Source organism: Paenibacillus sp. 1001270B_150601_E10, assembly GCF_015558675.1.
In the GTDB taxonomy this organism is placed as follows: Bacteria; Bacillota; Bacilli; order Paenibacillales; family Paenibacillaceae; genus Paenibacillus_B.
Map to the genome: position 1 here is coordinate 151235 of NZ_JADMOL010000005.1, position 15027 is coordinate 166261.

At 47.8% G+C, this 15027-nt stretch carries 12 protein-coding genes; 4 read left to right on the plus strand and 8 right to left on the minus strand.

Annotated elements, in window-relative coordinates:
- Positions 1 to 172: 172 nt before the first annotated feature.
- A complete protein-coding gene (locus tag I2H74_RS13865; protein WP_195574605.1) occupies positions 173 to 1162 on the plus strand; it encodes a glycoside hydrolase family 130 protein in 990 nt (329 codons plus the stop codon).
- 303 nt (positions 1163 to 1465) lie between these two features.
- Here the strand turns inward: I2H74_RS13865 and I2H74_RS13870 are convergent, their stop codons facing one another.
- The 3 genes from I2H74_RS13870 to I2H74_RS13880 form a co-directional block, all read right to left on the minus strand.
- A complete protein-coding gene (locus tag I2H74_RS13870; RefSeq protein ID WP_195574606.1) occupies positions 1466 to 2080 on the minus strand; it encodes an acetate uptake transporter in 615 nt (204 codons plus the stop codon).
- Positions 2081 to 2628: 548 nt separating this feature from the next.
- The gene (locus I2H74_RS13875) at positions 2629 to 4278 is read right to left on the minus strand and encodes a formate--tetrahydrofolate ligase (RefSeq protein ID WP_324254074.1); all 1650 of its coding nucleotides are present in this window, start codon (positions 4276 to 4278) and stop codon (positions 2629 to 2631) included.
- Between the two features lie 103 nt (positions 4279 to 4381).
- Positions 4382 to 4696: an MTH1187 family thiamine-binding protein gene (locus I2H74_RS13880; protein WP_195574610.1), complete on the minus strand. Its 315-nt coding sequence runs from the start codon at positions 4694 to 4696 to the stop codon at positions 4382 to 4384.
- Between the two features lie 226 nt (positions 4697 to 4922).
- Between I2H74_RS13880 and I2H74_RS13885 the strand changes: the two genes are divergently transcribed.
- A complete protein-coding gene (locus tag I2H74_RS13885; protein ID WP_195574611.1) occupies positions 4923 to 6911 on the plus strand; it encodes an alpha/beta fold hydrolase in 1989 nt (662 codons plus the stop codon).
- A gap of 178 nt (positions 6912 to 7089) precedes the next feature.
- Positions 7090 to 7710 carry a TetR/AcrR family transcriptional regulator gene (locus I2H74_RS13890; RefSeq protein WP_324254075.1) on the plus strand — a complete coding sequence of 207 codons (621 nt, stop codon included), beginning with the start codon at positions 7090 to 7092 and terminating at the stop codon, positions 7708 to 7710.
- A 182-nt stretch (positions 7711 to 7892) separates the two neighbouring features.
- On the opposite strand, the gene I2H74_RS13895 is transcribed toward I2H74_RS13890, so the two are convergent.
- Positions 7893 to 8339 carry a hypothetical protein gene (locus tag I2H74_RS13895; RefSeq protein ID WP_195574614.1) on the minus strand — a complete coding sequence of 149 codons (447 nt, stop codon included), beginning with the start codon at positions 8337 to 8339 and terminating at the stop codon, positions 7893 to 7895.
- Between the two features lie 275 nt (positions 8340 to 8614).
- On the opposite strand from I2H74_RS13895, the gene I2H74_RS13900 reads away from it, so the two are divergent.
- Positions 8615 to 10078 carry a catalase gene (locus I2H74_RS13900; RefSeq protein WP_195574615.1) on the plus strand — a complete coding sequence of 488 codons (1464 nt, stop codon included), beginning with the start codon at positions 8615 to 8617 and terminating at the stop codon, positions 10076 to 10078.
- A 726-nt stretch (positions 10079 to 10804) separates the two neighbouring features.
- Here I2H74_RS13900 and I2H74_RS13905 read toward each other — a convergent pair.
- The 4 genes from I2H74_RS13905 to I2H74_RS13920 form a co-directional block, all read right to left on the minus strand.
- Complete coding sequence (locus tag I2H74_RS13905; RefSeq protein ID WP_195574617.1) at positions 10805 to 12175, minus strand: MATE family efflux transporter; 1371 nt, start codon at positions 12173 to 12175, stop codon at positions 10805 to 10807.
- Entirely contained in the window at positions 12165 to 13070 is a 906-nt protein-coding gene (locus I2H74_RS13910; protein WP_195574618.1) for a metallophosphoesterase family protein, read from the minus strand. The genes I2H74_RS13905 and I2H74_RS13910 overlap by 11 nt, the downstream gene beginning before the upstream one ends.
- 14 nt (positions 13071 to 13084) lie before the next feature.
- Positions 13085 to 13969 carry a CehA/McbA family metallohydrolase gene (locus I2H74_RS13915; RefSeq protein ID WP_195574620.1) on the minus strand — a complete coding sequence of 295 codons (885 nt, stop codon included), beginning with the start codon at positions 13967 to 13969 and terminating at the stop codon, positions 13085 to 13087.
- A 72-nt stretch (positions 13970 to 14041) separates the two neighbouring features.
- Positions 14042 to 14956, minus strand: coding sequence for a carbohydrate ABC transporter permease (locus tag I2H74_RS13920; protein WP_195574622.1), 915 nt, complete (start codon positions 14954 to 14956; stop codon positions 14042 to 14044).
- Positions 14957 to 15027: the final 71 nt, after the last annotated feature.

Below are 15027 nucleotides of genomic sequence, written 5' to 3' on the forward strand. Positions count from 1 at the left end.
CAATTGCACAAATTTTACGAATTAAATGCACACTATGTTATTGACATAGCGTGCATTTTATTTTACATTTAGACTATCAAGAAAACGCATTCACGAACGCGCTTCAGATTCAATCTCAAAGTTAGCGTTCTCATCAAAGACTATACTTTAACGTAAAGTGAGGTACTTGTTCATGAGCAAACTTAACATTGTTGGACCAAGCCTTCCAAATATCCCTTGGGAAGAACGCCCAGAAGGTCATCGCGACGTATTGTGGCGCTATACGCAAAACCCTGTTATTCCACGCGACTTGCTTCCGAACTCTAACAGTATCTTCAACAGTGCTGTTGTGCCATTCGAAGGCGGATTCGCTGGCGTATTCCGCTGCGACGATCGCAACCGCTACATGAGACTTCACACTGGTTTCAGTAAAGACGGCTTGACTTGGGAAATCAACGAAGAACCAATCAAGTTCGAGTGTGACGATCCTGAGATCGGTAACTTTATCGAAGGCTATGACCCACGCGTATGCTGGATCGAAGATCGTTTCTATGTAACATGGTGTAACATCTACCACGGCCCAACAATCGGCGTGGCTTATACGTATGACTTCAAAACCTACCATCAATTAGAAAATGCATTCTTGCCATATAACCGTAACGGCGTTATGTTCCCACGTAAGATTAACGGTAACTATGCAATGCTTAGCCGTCCATCTGACACAGGACATACTCCATTCGGAGATATCTTCTACAGCGAAAGCCCAGATATGGAATACTGGGGACGTCACCGCCATGTAATGGGTACACTCGGCGGATGGCAAAGCAAGAAAGTCGGCGCTGGCCCGATTCCGATCGAAACAAGCGAAGGCTGGTTGATGATCTATCACGGCGTATTGAACTCCTGCAACGGCTACGTATATGCATTCGGCGCTGCTCTTCTTGATTTGGAACAGCCTTGGAAAGTATTGTACCGCAGTGAGCCATACTTGCTTCAACCTTCCACTTACTATGAGTGCGTAGGCGACGTTCCAAACGTAGCATTCCCATGTGCATCTCTTGTTGACGCTGACACTGGCCGCATCGCGATCTACTACGGTGCTGCTGACACGGTAACAGCTGTTGCATTCGGATATGTTGACGAAATTGTGGAATTTGTCAAAAACAATTCCCGCGTTAAGTAAAAAAACGGGTGTTTATGAATTGGATTATCTGCGCAAAACGCAGTATAATGTAATTATGAATTACAAAGATGCATTGAACCCATGAAAAATGCCTTCTTTGTAACCCCCCATGCCCCTTATGTCCATTGCCCGTGGATATAAGGGGCTTTAACTTTGTCAGGGGTGGATTTTTCGACTTAATCCAAGCGACATTCAACCTCTGTAAACCTCAAAATATGCTCCATGAGCATGCAAAAAAGCCGCCCTCCTCCACAGCCTAAGCTGCTTCAAAAAGCGACCTTTATCTATCGTGCAAATGTAAACTTATTTTTTAAATATTCCAAACGGCTTGCCAATTGGCAGAAATGCACGGCCGAAGTGTGCATTTAATACGGATGCTGCTGAGCCGTAAAAGCTAACAATCGCGATTCCGAACTCGGATACGGCAGCCACCTTGTGCATGACATGTGAAGCAATGCCGAAGGAGTCGAAGCTTAAGCCTAAGAACAAGAAATCGATGAGCACGAAAATAATGAACAAGACCTTATTTGTTTCCATCGCACCAATGGTCATGAACAAAGTAAAGATCAGATAGCCGACAAAAGCGACGCCAAGCTGGTGCGTATCTGCACCCTGCATCATGGACTCACCGAAGATGCCGTGCTGAATCATCCAGGAGGTTCCGACTGCAAACCAGAAAAACGCATAGCCGCCAAAGGCCGTTGTACCAAATGTGTTGCCTTTCTTTGCATCATGAATGCAAGCAAACAGTTGGGCAAAGGCACCGAGGAAGATCGCCCATGGAATGATAAATGAGGTTCCATCCGTCCAACCAAGCTTCTGCGTGGAGGCGACGAGCGTCACCATGGCAAGACCGAACAGCCCAATCGCACTAGGATCTGCTGTCGCAATTTTAACCTGCCGTTGTTCCGTATTCATGTTGTAATATGCTCCCCTTTAGTTGTAATATCTACCTTTTGCACATGGTTCTTGTTTGTAAGAGGCCAATAAGATACAATCTCAATCATTCGGCTGTACAAACACACAACGAGGCTTATTCTACCATGATTAAAGGTTAGGAAGCACCCAAAGATTCATATGTAATTTATGGAAGTTAGCTATATGAATAACTCCCTTTCCTTAGGAACATATAACGTTGATTCAACACCTCATAACAGAGACGTCCTTCTAATCACCTGTACGTCATATCCATTCAAAATCTATTAGCAAAATAGGGTGGCCCGTTCCTGCTCATAAGAAGATTTTATTAAAAATCTTGAAATGGGAGCGACCATTGTTAAATGTCAGGTGTTATCTATATAACTGCAAAGATCTTGAAACTTTGAGATTGTTTTTTTACAAAAAGAAAAGAAGCCCCTTCCAAGAGACACTTCTGCTAGCAGAAATCCTTGTACAAGAGCTTCTTCATAATCTAATAAGACTTATTCATATATTTACGTCCTTACCTCATTCAAGCGCTGCAGCTCCTATTCTAATCCAGAGACTGTGCCATCCTCATGAAGCTTAATTCGCAGTGCAGCCGGTTCCTTCGGCAAGCCTGGCATTGTCATAATTGCACCGGTCTCCACGACAACAAAGCCTGCCCCTGCCGAAATTCGAACATCTGAGATATCCATCACAAAGTCTGTTGGCGCTCCCAGAAGCTTTGGATTGTCCGAGAAGGAGTATGGCGTCTTCGCCATGCAGACAGGAAGCTCATGACCGAATTGCTCCTCGATGCGGCTTAGCGCCCGTGAAGCCTTCGGCGTAAAGCGAATATCGGCGCCGCGATAAATTTCGCGAACAACAATTTTAATTTTTTCACGAAGTGGAGTATGATCAGGATAGAGCAAGCGGAACTCTTCGCCTGCGCGTGAAGCCGCTGCAGCTATTGCAACTGTCTTTGCCAGCGCTTCTGCGCCTTCTCCGCCCTTCGCCCAGGCTTCAGACAGAGCCACTTCACACGACATCTCTCGGCAGAAGGTGACGACCTCAGCGAGCTCTGCCTCCGAATCTGTGGCGAAGCGGTTAACGGCAACTACGATCGGAAGACCATACTTACGCATATTTTCGATATGACGCTTCAGATTCAGAAGTCCTTCTCGAAGTGCATCCAGATTCTGCGCGGCAAGCTCATCCTTTTTCACACCGCCGTTGTATTTAAGCGCCTTAACCGTCGCTACAAGCACAACAGCAGAAGGAATGAGGCCTGTCTGTCGGCACTTGATATCAAGGAACTTCTCTGCTCCAAGATCCGCACCGAATCCAGCTTCCGTCACCACATAATCAGCAAGCTTAAGACCATAGCGTGTTGCCCGAACACTGGAGCATCCATGTGCAATATTAGCAAATGGTCCGCCATGAATCAGGACAGGATTGCCTTCTATTGTCTGCACCAGATTCGGTTTAATGGCATGACGAAGCAGCACGCTCATCGCCTCCGTTGCACCGATATGGTTGACCGTTACCGGTTCGCCAGCTTGATTATACGCAACGACCATGCGACCAAGGCGCTTTATAAGATCCTGCAAATCCTCAGCCAAACACAATACCGCCATCACTTCCGATGCGGTTGTAATCATATATCCATCTTCACGAACGACTCCATTGCCTTCTCCAAGACCAATCACGATTCGCCGCAGCGGTCGATCGTTCATATCGACGACACGCTTCCATACGATACGATTCACGTCAATTTGCAGCGCATTGCCCTGCATAAGATGATTATCAAGCATTGCAGCAGCCAGATTGTGAGCCGAGGTTACCGCATGAATATCGCCTGTGAAATGAAGATTAATATCCTCCGCAGGCACGATCTGTGCACAGCCACTCCCTGTAGCGCCGCCCTTCATGCCCATGCATGGTCCAAGGGAAGGCTCCCTTAATGCTGCGACTGCCTTATGACCGATGCGATTGAGGCCTTGCGTTAGACCGATCGTGGTCAGCGTCTTGCCTTCTCCTGCTGGAGTTGGGTTCATTGCAGTTACGAGAATGAGCTTGCCGTTTGGTCTGGATGATACTTCTTCCCATAGACCTTCGCTAAGCTTAGCCGCGTACTTTCCATAAGGCTCAAGATGGTCAGCATTGATTCCGAGCTGATCTGCAATATTCAAGATGGATTGCATGAAAGTTCTCACCTGCTGTTCTATAGTTTTGTTTTTATTATACTATGAATACGACTTCTGCGTCATAATGGTAAAATTTCAAACAAAATACTATCATTTTTAGTTATTTATTATGTTAATGTTCGGAATTCGTTATCTTTTCTTGAACAGAACGGATTTTTTGAGCAGAAGAAGACGGCTTGTCTCTTCGATCGTCAATCTTGACGCTTGTCGATACGCGAAGAGCACCGCTATGAAAAGGCGTCTCGTGAAGCAGCAGAATCACTTCGAACAAACGATCAAGCGGACCTTCAATAATTGTACTCATCGAGGTCAGCTCATACCGGATTCCTTCCTGCTTCGATAAGACGTCCTGAAGCTCGGCTACATAAGCGCTTAAGCTCGTTGTTGCGGTTCCAATGGGAATGATCGTAACTTCTGCAATCGCCATTTGCAACTCATCCTTCCTTGTTGTCGTTTACTATATAGGGATCGTTGACACTAATCTTATAGTACTATATAGTTCTAAATATATCATGTAACATTTCCCAACAAACCCCAAAATTTTTCAATTTTCAATGTCATAATGATGTTACATTCCACGAATTCACTCTATGCAACCACCATTCATTCCTGATGTTATTCCCTATTACTATCAATCACAAAGGAGTATCAGTATGCAAACGGTGTTTATTACAGGAGGTACAGGAGTTCTTGGCTCTGCAATCATGAAGCGCTTACTTGCACAACCGATCCGCATCCTTGCATTGACCAGATCCGCTTCCCGCCTTCAGCATACGCGATTACGCATTAGTGAATACAACCCAGAGCTTCAGCAGCTTTGCCAAGATCGTATCCATGGTCTGCAGGGGGACCTTGCCAAGCCTAATCTTGGGCTATCTAACGAGGATCTGGACAAACTGTCTTCTGTATCCGTTATCATTCATATCGGTGGACCGATGAATCTACATATAAGTGAAGAGCAAGCAGAATCTCTCCTTCTTCGAGGAACGCATCATCTTCTTACGCTCATCAAGGACTTGAAAGCACAAGGGAGTCTGATGCATGTCATCCATATTGGCGGCTATAAATCCCCCTATATGGAGGATAGGCCATGGGATAAAGAACTGGCCCTTCAGGCTAACCTTCCCTATGACAGGGCCAAGTTACTCGCCGAACGGGAGATGAGGCTTGCATGCCAAGCGCTTCAGCTCCCGTTATCAGTCGTTCATCCGGGTGTCCTGATAGGAGACACCCGGACCGGCGCAACCGAACAGCTCCACGGCTTCGGGCTGTTCGTAGACGCCGTTCGCCGGAGCCTGCTCCGCCTTGTGCCAGGCTCCGGCGAAGGATGGCTGCCGCTGGTCGCGGTGGATACCGCGGCGGCCTATATTGGAGCGCTCGCCGCATTAGAGGCGCCGCGCTCCGATACCTACCCGCTGCTTGACCATGATCGTGTCAAGCAGCGGGGAAGCGTGCTCGCGAGGCGTATCGCGCGCGAGCTGTATGCGTCGGCACGGGTTATACCGGTGCCGAACGCATGGGTGAAGCGGCTGCAGGCCACGCCGCTTCACCGCCTGGCTGCTGTTCCCTGCGAAGCGGAACAGCTGTACCTGTACGGCGAGGTCGATATGACATCGACCTTGCGGCTGCAGAAGGAGCATCATCTGCCTGAGCTTGATGTAAGCTCAATCCTTTCTGCCGTAATAGCCGATCTCGATTATCGGACGGTCCATAACGATCAAAGCAATCTGGACCCGATATCTCCGCCTGAAATTGGGAGTTTAAGCCGGCCTCAGGGGATACAGCCTCTGCTCATTCAGCCTTCCAGCTCCAAGCCCTCGATCATCACGAGCGGCTACAAGCGGCAGGACATGCCCGTGACGAGAGGGAAGAGAGGCAATTTAGCAACGTGGGAAATAGAAGGCAATAAGGACATGCCGACTCTGGTATTCTTACACGGCGTGATCAGCAGCGGGGATCTCATGCTCCCTTTAGCGTCTCATTTACAAGGAATTCCGATGTGGTTTATCGATCTACCCGGCTTTGGACGTTCTCCTACTCACCACCACCCCTCCCATGAAGAAGGGACGGTGTTTGAGGTGATGCAGGCGATCAAGGAATCCCCGCGTCCCGTCGTGCTGGCGGGCCACTCTTGGGGAGGAACAGTTGCATACCGCATGATGGAGCAGTATCCGGAGCTCATTCATCATCTGCTGCTCATCCATCCTGTTCTGCACGTTCAGGATCGAATGCTTAGCTTCGAGTTCATTAACGATATGGGACTTCGGACATATACGCCGAACCAGCTCGCTAGAATGCTTGTCAATAAATACTGCTACAATAGTGAAGATGAGGTGCCTCATCACCTTACCACCTTTATTGTAAAGGAGCTGCGTTCGCCTCGAATCCGCAAAGCCTCTGCCAAAAGCATGGCTATGCTTTCGACGCCCTCTACCTTCAAAAAGAAAAAGGGCTGCAAAAAAGACTATGATTACAGCAATCGAATCTCCGTGCTTTGGGGATTTCAGGACATGATGTTCAAGCTGCCGGAGGATATCCTGCCCCACCATATCTCGCGCATGCCCTATGGACATCTGCTTCCCGTCTCCCATCCCGAAGAAACAGCGGAGTGGATCAGAGCGAGATTCACCCTGTATTGTTAGCTCATCTATCCAATAACAAGCTGTTCACAAGGAAGACTTCTTCCAACGTGAGCAGCTTGTTTATGCATGGGTCAAAGGCACAATCAAATCTTTGCATGAGGCCTCTTACCCCCATAATTAGACCTAAGTACGGATTGACAGTTTATGCCACAATGCGTACATTCATTATATGAGAAATGTGAGATTATCCAATCGAGACGTCGTGTTAGAAACGGCGACAGAGCTGTTCTTGTCTGTTGGCTACCAAAATACGAGCATCGATGATATCGTCGCCGTCAGCAAAGTATCAAAGACAAACATCTACTATCATTTCAAAAGTAAGGAGGATATCCTGCTTCATGTCATGAAGCAAATGATTGACCACTACGAGAAGAAGTGCTCAACCGTCCTGTCCTGGCACCACATCCCGATCATGGCTAGAATCGAATTCGTGCTTCGAACCATCATCTATACACCCTGTGAATACAACTGCCAAGCAGGCTGTCCCTTTTTAACGCTGTATGCCCAGTCTCCTCCTAACAATACCACCATTGAAGAGCTTATTCAGGATTTCTTCACCCGAATGCAATCAACCCTTGAACTTCTTCTATTAGAAGGCATTCGCAAGCATGAGCTTCCTGCACAGATGCCTATTCCTGAGACAGCCGCACTCATTATCACCATGTGTGAAGGCGGATTGTTTATGAGCAAGATACACCATGATCCTTCTTACTTTGACCGCTTGTTCTACTCTCTTGATTGGCTAGTTAACCAAAGTAAAAGCGCTTCATTTTTCTGTAATGGAGCATCGAACGTATGAAGCGCTTACATCCATCCCCATATCCGCAGAGCCCTACATCCTTATTTATGCAAGGGCTCTTGCGCTAATCCTCCACACCTATACGGTAAAATACAATATGAATCGCTCTACTGAGCCTGCAGCTCGTTGATCTAAAGCGTTACAATCTGTAACGAGGCGATCTGCAACACGAGGCTAATCGATTAAGTAGAGCTCGGTCCTCCGCCGTTCGTCCGGTCCTTCTTCGGATCAATCACAATCGGCTGATATCCTTGAGGTCCCGTATTCGTAAACTTATGACCACAGCGGCTGCAGAACAGGGCTTCCTGGGCAACGTACGTGCCGCAAACACATAACTTATCCCCCTTCAACCGATGCATCTCCTGTTCAAGCTCGTCAATCTCCTCTTCCATCTTCGCAATGTCCCGGCACAGCTGAACCATCTTGTCCTGATGATCATCAACCGTGACAGACTTCTGCTTTCCAATACCAGAGCTTTCATATACCGTTTCACCAAGCTTAGTAAAATGCTGCTGCAGCTCTTTTTTCTTGACTTGAATCTGCGTATATAGCTTCGTAATCTCGACCGTATGCTGAGCTTTGCCCTTAACCTGGTGAAGACCTGATTTCATCTTGTCAAAAAAACTCATCGCAAAGCCTCCCTTCATTATTAGTATACGACATTGCAGCCAAACTCTTTCCCTTCATTTTCAATCACCCCCAAATCCTGATGAAGTGATTAAAGCAAGAGCTCCTCGGGTAATGTACGGCAAGGCGAATGGTTACGAGGTGGAAGTTCGAGGAATAGTACAACCTAAATTAAAATAATTATTGATTAGTAATTGTTATCGTGGTATCGTATGACGTGTAAATAATAATTATTATAAATACTATAAAAGAATAATTATAAATTAGGAGGCTGTTTATGACGACGAATCACAATCATCTTACGACGAATCAAGGTGCGCCAGTAGCCGACAATCAATCTTCCAAGACAGCTGGACAACGAGGACCTGTACTTCTAGAGGATTATCATCTGATAGAAAAGCTCGCCCATTTCGATCGTGAGCGAATCCCTGAGCGTGTCGTGCATGCTCGCGGAGCAGGTGCATTCGGCGTCTTCAAGCCTTATCAAAACATGGCGCCTTATACGAAGGCAGCCTTTTTACAGGATCCGAATAAAGAAACAAAAGTCTTTGTTCGCTTCTCCACCGTTATTCACGGCGGTACCTCTCCTGAGACTCTGCGTGACCCGCGCGGCTTTGCAGTGAAGTTCTACACGGAGGAAGGCAATTATGATATTGTCGGCAACAACCTGCCTGTGTTTTTCATTCGGGATGCGATAAAGTTCCCGGATATGGTGCATTCGCTAAAGCCTGCGCCAAGGACGAACATCCAGACCCCCGACCATTATTGGGACTTCATGTCGCTGTCCCCTGAGTCTACGCATATGCTGACATGGCTGTTCTCTGACTATGGCATTCCAGCCAACTATCGTGAGACAGACGGCTTTAGTGTTCATGCCTTCAAGTGGGTAAATCATGAAGGAAAGGTGACTTACGTGAAATACACGTGGAAATCGCTACAAGGCGTAAGAAATCTGACGGCTGAAGAAGCAGAAGCCATTCAAGCCAAAGATTTCAACCATGCAACCCGCGATTTGCATGATGCGATTGAAGCAGGCAACTTCCCAGAATGGGAGCTCTGCGTGCAGTTTATGGATGCAGAAGGCGATGCCCTATCCTTCGATCCACTTGATGCAACGAAGGTATGGCCTGAAGAGCAGTTCCCGCTTGTGAAAGTAGGACGCATGACGCTGAATCAGAACCCGAGCAATTACTTTGCCGAGGTTGAGCAATCTGCCTTTTCACCAAGCGCGCTTGTACCAGGCATTGAACCGTCTGAGGATAAACTGCTTCAAGGACGCCTATTCTCTTATCCAGATACGCAGCGTCATCGCTTAGGGACAAATTATTTGCAAATTCCAGTAAACTGCCCATTTGCCAAGGTTCACAATCATCAACAAGATGGCTTTATGAACGTCAATCAAGATTCCTCTCCGGTGAATTATGAACCGAACAGCCGAGAAGCTGACAAGAAGGAAGCGCCTCAGCATGCAGAGAGCGAAGCGCCGCTTATGGGCACAACCATGAGACGCAAGATTGAGAAAACCGATGATTTCAGCCAAGCCGGTGATCGTTACAGAGGCTTGTCGACTGGTGAACAGGATCGACTCGTTCTGAATCTTGTCCAGGATTTGAAGGAGACCCGCCCTGAAGTTCAGCTCCGTGCCGTATGCAACTTTTTCCGTGCGGATGTAAAGCTTGGCGCCCGCTTAGCGGAAGGTCTTGGCGTCGATATTAGCGCATATTTGAAACATCAGTCCTAAACAGATAAATGTAGGAACAGCATTGGCATGATCACAATCCGCACTTATCCGAATATTCGATTTCAGATATAAGATTAGCCGACTTTATTTCCACGCTGGTGGAAGTAAGGTCGGCTTTTTTAGCGAAAACTTATATTCATCTCTATGCAGCTTACTCCTTCTAAGCGTGGTCAAAAAAAAGGACCGCTCAAGAGCAGACGAACTGCCCAAAGAGCGACCAAAAGTGATGGGGAGATATGTTCAACTTAAGAGAGACTTAAGATGAAACCAAGATTACAAATCATGAAGCAGGTTAGCGCAATCAGCGCGTATAATATGCAATCGTACGGTTCGCCTCCACGAGACAGGATCAAGCGATGTTCGGGGTGAATTGCGACAATAGTTTAGAAGCTAAATCAAGTTAATGTTATATTTATTTACACAGTTATGAAGTTCAAAGAGAGAATTCATGTGTTATATGTCATAAAAGCTGACTTCATTTTCTTGATTATTAGAATAAAACAATCAGGAAATATATGCAAGAACTATTTTATTAGCCTATCCAAATAATTGGATAGGGCTTATTCCTGCAAAACGCCGCATTCCACTTCGATTCAGCCCTTATTTTCAATGATCATAATCATTGCCTATCCTTATTAGATGACGCGCCTCATCAATGTTATATTCATGTTATCTTTATCCACATTCTAATACTTTATTTTTGATCGACGCCATTACACTTCTGTCTCATCCCGCTTCTTCAACCTCCAATAGTCCCTTCGACAATAAGCTCAGCTGCTGCCAGGAACGCTGCCGCCATCTGCGAAGCATGACCAAAGATCGCACCCATTCATCTATTGCAAATGCGATCCATATTCCCGCTAGTCCGAAGTTGAGTACGATTCCGAACAGGTAGGCAAGCGGAATGCTAATTCCCCACATGGAGATAAGACCAATGACAACAGGGAATTTGACGTCTCCCGCAGCATTAAGGCAGCTTATTAACACCATATTGCTGGCTCTTGCCGGCTCAAGCAGCACAGACAACAGCATGAGAAGCCTGCCAAGCTGCAGAATCTCCGGATCATCTGTAAAGAGCTGAAGCAGCGGACCCGCAAAGAAATAGATCAAGACACTAACTGCTAAGGAAATGAGCACAGCTAGCTTTAGATACTGAACACCAGAATGGTAGGCCTCTTCCTTACGCGTCTTTCCAATCAAGTGCCCGACAATAATTTGCGTTCCTTGGCCGATCGCCATAGAAAAGATAAAGACGAATGCCGTAATGTTCTGTGTATAAATCTTTGTCGTCAGAGCCGCCGCCCCCAATAAGGTCACCAAGTACGTAATGACGACCTGAGACAAGTTGTAGGAGACGTGTTCACCGGCAGAAGGAACGCCGAGCTTAAGGATTAGGCCAAGGTCCGTCCTCCTGATCCGCCACGGCGCAAGCAGCGCTGCGGGCTGATCCAGTCGGCGTTTGCAGACGTAGAAGTATGCAAGCAATGCTATTCCTCTGCTAATCCACGTGCTTATCGCGACCCCCTCAACGCCAAGCATCGGCAGTCCAAAGGGCTCCATGAGCACGAGGTAGTTTCCGATAATATGAAGGACATTCACGCCAAATGAAATAAACATCATTTCCTTCACCATGCCTCTGCAGCGAAGCATCGTGCCGAGTGCCATGTTGATCGCAATCATAAACACCGAGCTGCCGACGATAGACAGATAGAGGCTTCCCTCAGACAGCAGATTCGATGGCAGCTTGAATAGGAGCAGCGCTCCATCCGCCAACACAAACAAGCCCACACTGAACAGAAGACCCATCCCTACGTTCAGTGTGAGCGCCGTACGGCTTATCCGATCAACATCCTCAAGCTTCCCTGCCCCAAGCCATTGATTCAAGATCACGCCCATGCCTACCGTGACAAAGCCAAACATCAACCCGACAACGGTCAGGATCTGATTCGCGACTCCAACAGCAGCCACGGCTCCATCCGAGTAATGACTTAGCATCAAGGTATCTGCTGTTCCGAGCAGCATGCCAAACAAGGATTCTAAGAAGATCGGCCACGTCAGAGACAATAGTCCAAAGCGCTGAGGGGCTTTAGTGTTCATCCTTCATGACACTCCCGTCCTCAAGGCGAACCCATGTCTTAAAGTCCCGCTTCCCTTCCGTGAGGCGAATGACTCGCGCCCCGCGCTTAAGGTTGCCGTAGCCGCCATAGCCGGTTACTCGCCCATAAGCTAATCTAATCCCGTGCCAATCGGCCACATAATCATTCTCGTGATCGTGGCCTGCGAAGGTACCGATCACATCGCCGCACTCGAGCATCGCTGTAAACAGTCCACTGTTAAGGATCGGGCTGCATACCGATTCGTTCTTCGTTCCGCTCACCTTGCCACGCTCACATGCATCCCGATATTCTGGGATCGGAATGTGGAAGAAGGCTAGACTCGGAAGCGGCATGTCCGCTTGCACTCGGTAATACGCGGACTGCTCCCGATACCATTCAATCTGATCGAGATGAATCCATGCATATCCACCAACCTCTGGTGGAGCCATCTCCCCCGAGTCGAACAAATACAATAACGATGCCGGGTTATCCCCGTCTGAGCCCAAAATCCGCAGCACATCATTGCCTACCCCATGAATATGTTCAGGCCCCGCCTTCGATACAAGCATGCGAAAGGCGGATAAACCCTGCAGCAGTTCCTCCCGTGATGCACAGCTTTCCGCGTCATGATTGCCAAAGATCACGGCAAACGGAGTCTTTTGCGATTCAGAGAATGATACAACTTGCTGAAGCAATCTTACGGGATCCTTTACTTCTGAACCGTACAGCATGTCGCCGGAGTAGATGACGAGATCCGGCTCCTCTAGTTCCATGACCCGTCTTGTCAACGACAGCGTACGCGCATCCTGTTCCATATCTTCTCCACCGACGTGGAGATCAGTGAATTGAACGATTGTAAAGCTGCCATTTTCACGATAACGCATCGTTTCTCTCATCTTTAAACTCACTCCTATTCGACAAACAGCGGCTGCGAAAAGGCGCCGGATCCGCCTTCTAAATACACAGCGAAGCGCACATAGCCTTCATTGCCTGTGCAGCGATACTGAATTTCTTTAAAGCGCCCCGTCTGCTCATGCAGCACCTTTCCATATCTGCCAAAGACCGTGGCATACTTATACATTCCATCTAATTGGTCGCTGCTGTTCAGCTTAGCCACGATCGTATCGCCTTCAATCTGGATCGAATCAAAGCCATATCCTGTTGACACATAGAAGCTGCCATTTCGCATCGCATCAAGCACAGCCTTCTGGCAATTCTCCTTCGCTCGCACTACATTCCAAGCCCTTCGCTCTTGACCATAGGCATGAAAGTCATCGTTTCCAAAGCCCCATACCTTGCGACCGGATGAAAGAACCGCATCCCATTTGTCGAACGCAATATCATATTCCGGGTTGCCGTCACCATTGATCACCTCAATCCCCGTATAGGAGGACATCGCAAGCATATCGGAGAGCTTCCAGAACTGAGAGAAATAGCGATTCGGGTGAACCAGGACGGAAATGCCGCCATGCTGAACGCAGGCTCTGGATAATCGCTCATAGTTGGCTATTGTGAATTCATTCGAGTAATCTTCCATAATCTCGCGAGGCGGGTCCACAAGAAGCATATGCGCCCTCGGGCTGCTTACCTCGATTGCCTCATACAACGTTGGGATAGAGCTCTCATCGCTATGAACTGTGATCTGATCATGGTCGGAAATTGCAAAAAAGTCATAGTCATTGTACATGCGGTACACGGTACTTAACGGATGATGACCATCACTGTTGGTCGTATGATTATGAAAGCTGCCTCGCAGCCACACCCCATCTTGGGCGTACGGATTATGAATGTTCATCGGAGTCCTCCTATACATGTCTAGCCTGTTGTGCAATATAGAACGCATTGCAATACCTATTCGCGCCTGCCGTCATTCCTTCATCGAGCCGATCATAACGCCCTTTGCAAAGTACTTTTGCAGGAAGGGATACACGATAACGATCGGCAGAATGACGATGATGATTGTCGCCATTTTAAGAGAGGTGCCGGTCACTTGAATCTTGTCCAGCATTTGCATTTGCAAAGAGCCCGTTGAGCTCATCAGCGTATCGGCTAAGGCCTGCTGCTTTGTCAGCATTTCCTGAAGCACGGTCGAGAGCGGCTTCATGTTCTGATCCCGCACATAGAAGGAGCCCGTAAACCAGTCATTCCAATGTCCTACGGCATTGAACAATGAGATGGCCGCAATAACCGGTTTGCTCGTCGGCAGGACGATACGGAAGAAGATCCCGAGGTCGCTGCAGCCGTCAATGCGCGCCGCCTCTTCAAGCCCTTCTGGAATCTGCTCGAAAAAGGAACGCATAATCATCATGTTCCACACGCTGTAAAGTGCGGGAATCACGTATACCCAAATGCTGTTTGTCAAATGCAGTTCTTTGAGCACGATGTAGTATGGAATAAGACCGCCGCTAAAGAGCATGGTGAAAAAGACGAAAAACGTGAGCTGCTTTTGGCCAGGCATCGTCTTGCTCTTCAAGGCATACGCCGCCATGGCGGTTAAGATTACGCTGAGGAAGGTCCCCAGCACCGTGCGGAATATCGAAATCATAAAGCCATTTACAATATTGGATTGCCGGAATACTTCCTTAAAGTTGTCCAAGGTGAATTCTCTTGGCCAAAAGTAGATGCCGCCCTTAGCTGCATCCGTCCCTACATTCAGCGATAACGCCAGCACGTTAAGCGTCGGCAGGATGATAGACAAGCACAGCAGAATGAGCAACGTATAATTGAGCATGGTCATTAGACTGCCGAAGGCAGTGCCAAGCGACACGGTCGTTTTCTTCATTTCTGCTCCCCCTCTCAAGTTAGCGAGAGCCCTCCCACACAGGAGGGAAGGCTCTCTTTACGGAATTTCAC

Bases quoted from the DNA above. Each gene is read 5' to 3' on its own strand.
- I2H74_RS13865 (WP_195574605.1), top strand. From the start codon at position 173: ATGAGCAAACTTAACATTGTTGGACCAAGCCTTCCAAATATCCCTTGG.
- I2H74_RS13870 (WP_195574606.1), bottom strand. From the start codon at position 2,080: ATGAATACGGAACAACGGCAGGTTAAAATTGCGACAGCAGATCCTAGT.
- I2H74_RS13880 (WP_195574610.1), bottom strand. From the start codon at position 4,696: ATGGCGATTGCAGAAGTTACGATCATTCCCATTGGAACCGCAACAACG.
- I2H74_RS13885 (WP_195574611.1), top strand. From the start codon at position 4,923: ATGCAAACGGTGTTTATTACAGGAGGTACAGGAGTTCTTGGCTCTGCA.
- I2H74_RS13895 (WP_195574614.1), bottom strand. From the start codon at position 8,339: ATGAGTTTTTTTGACAAGATGAAATCAGGTCTTCACCAGGTTAAGGGC.
- I2H74_RS13900 (WP_195574615.1), top strand. From the start codon at position 8,615: ATGACGACGAATCACAATCATCTTACGACGAATCAAGGTGCGCCAGTA.
- I2H74_RS13905 (WP_195574617.1), bottom strand. From the start codon at position 12,175: ATGAACACTAAAGCCCCTCAGCGCTTTGGACTATTGTCTCTGACGTGG.
- I2H74_RS13910 (WP_195574618.1), bottom strand. From the start codon at position 13,070: ATGAGAGAAACGATGCGTTATCGTGAAAATGGCAGCTTTACAATCGTT.
- I2H74_RS13915 (WP_195574620.1), bottom strand. From the start codon at position 13,969: ATGAACATTCATAATCCGTACGCCCAAGATGGGGTGTGGCTGCGAGGC.
- I2H74_RS13920 (WP_195574622.1), bottom strand. From the start codon at position 14,956: ATGAAGAAAACGACCGTGTCGCTTGGCACTGCCTTCGGCAGTCTAATG.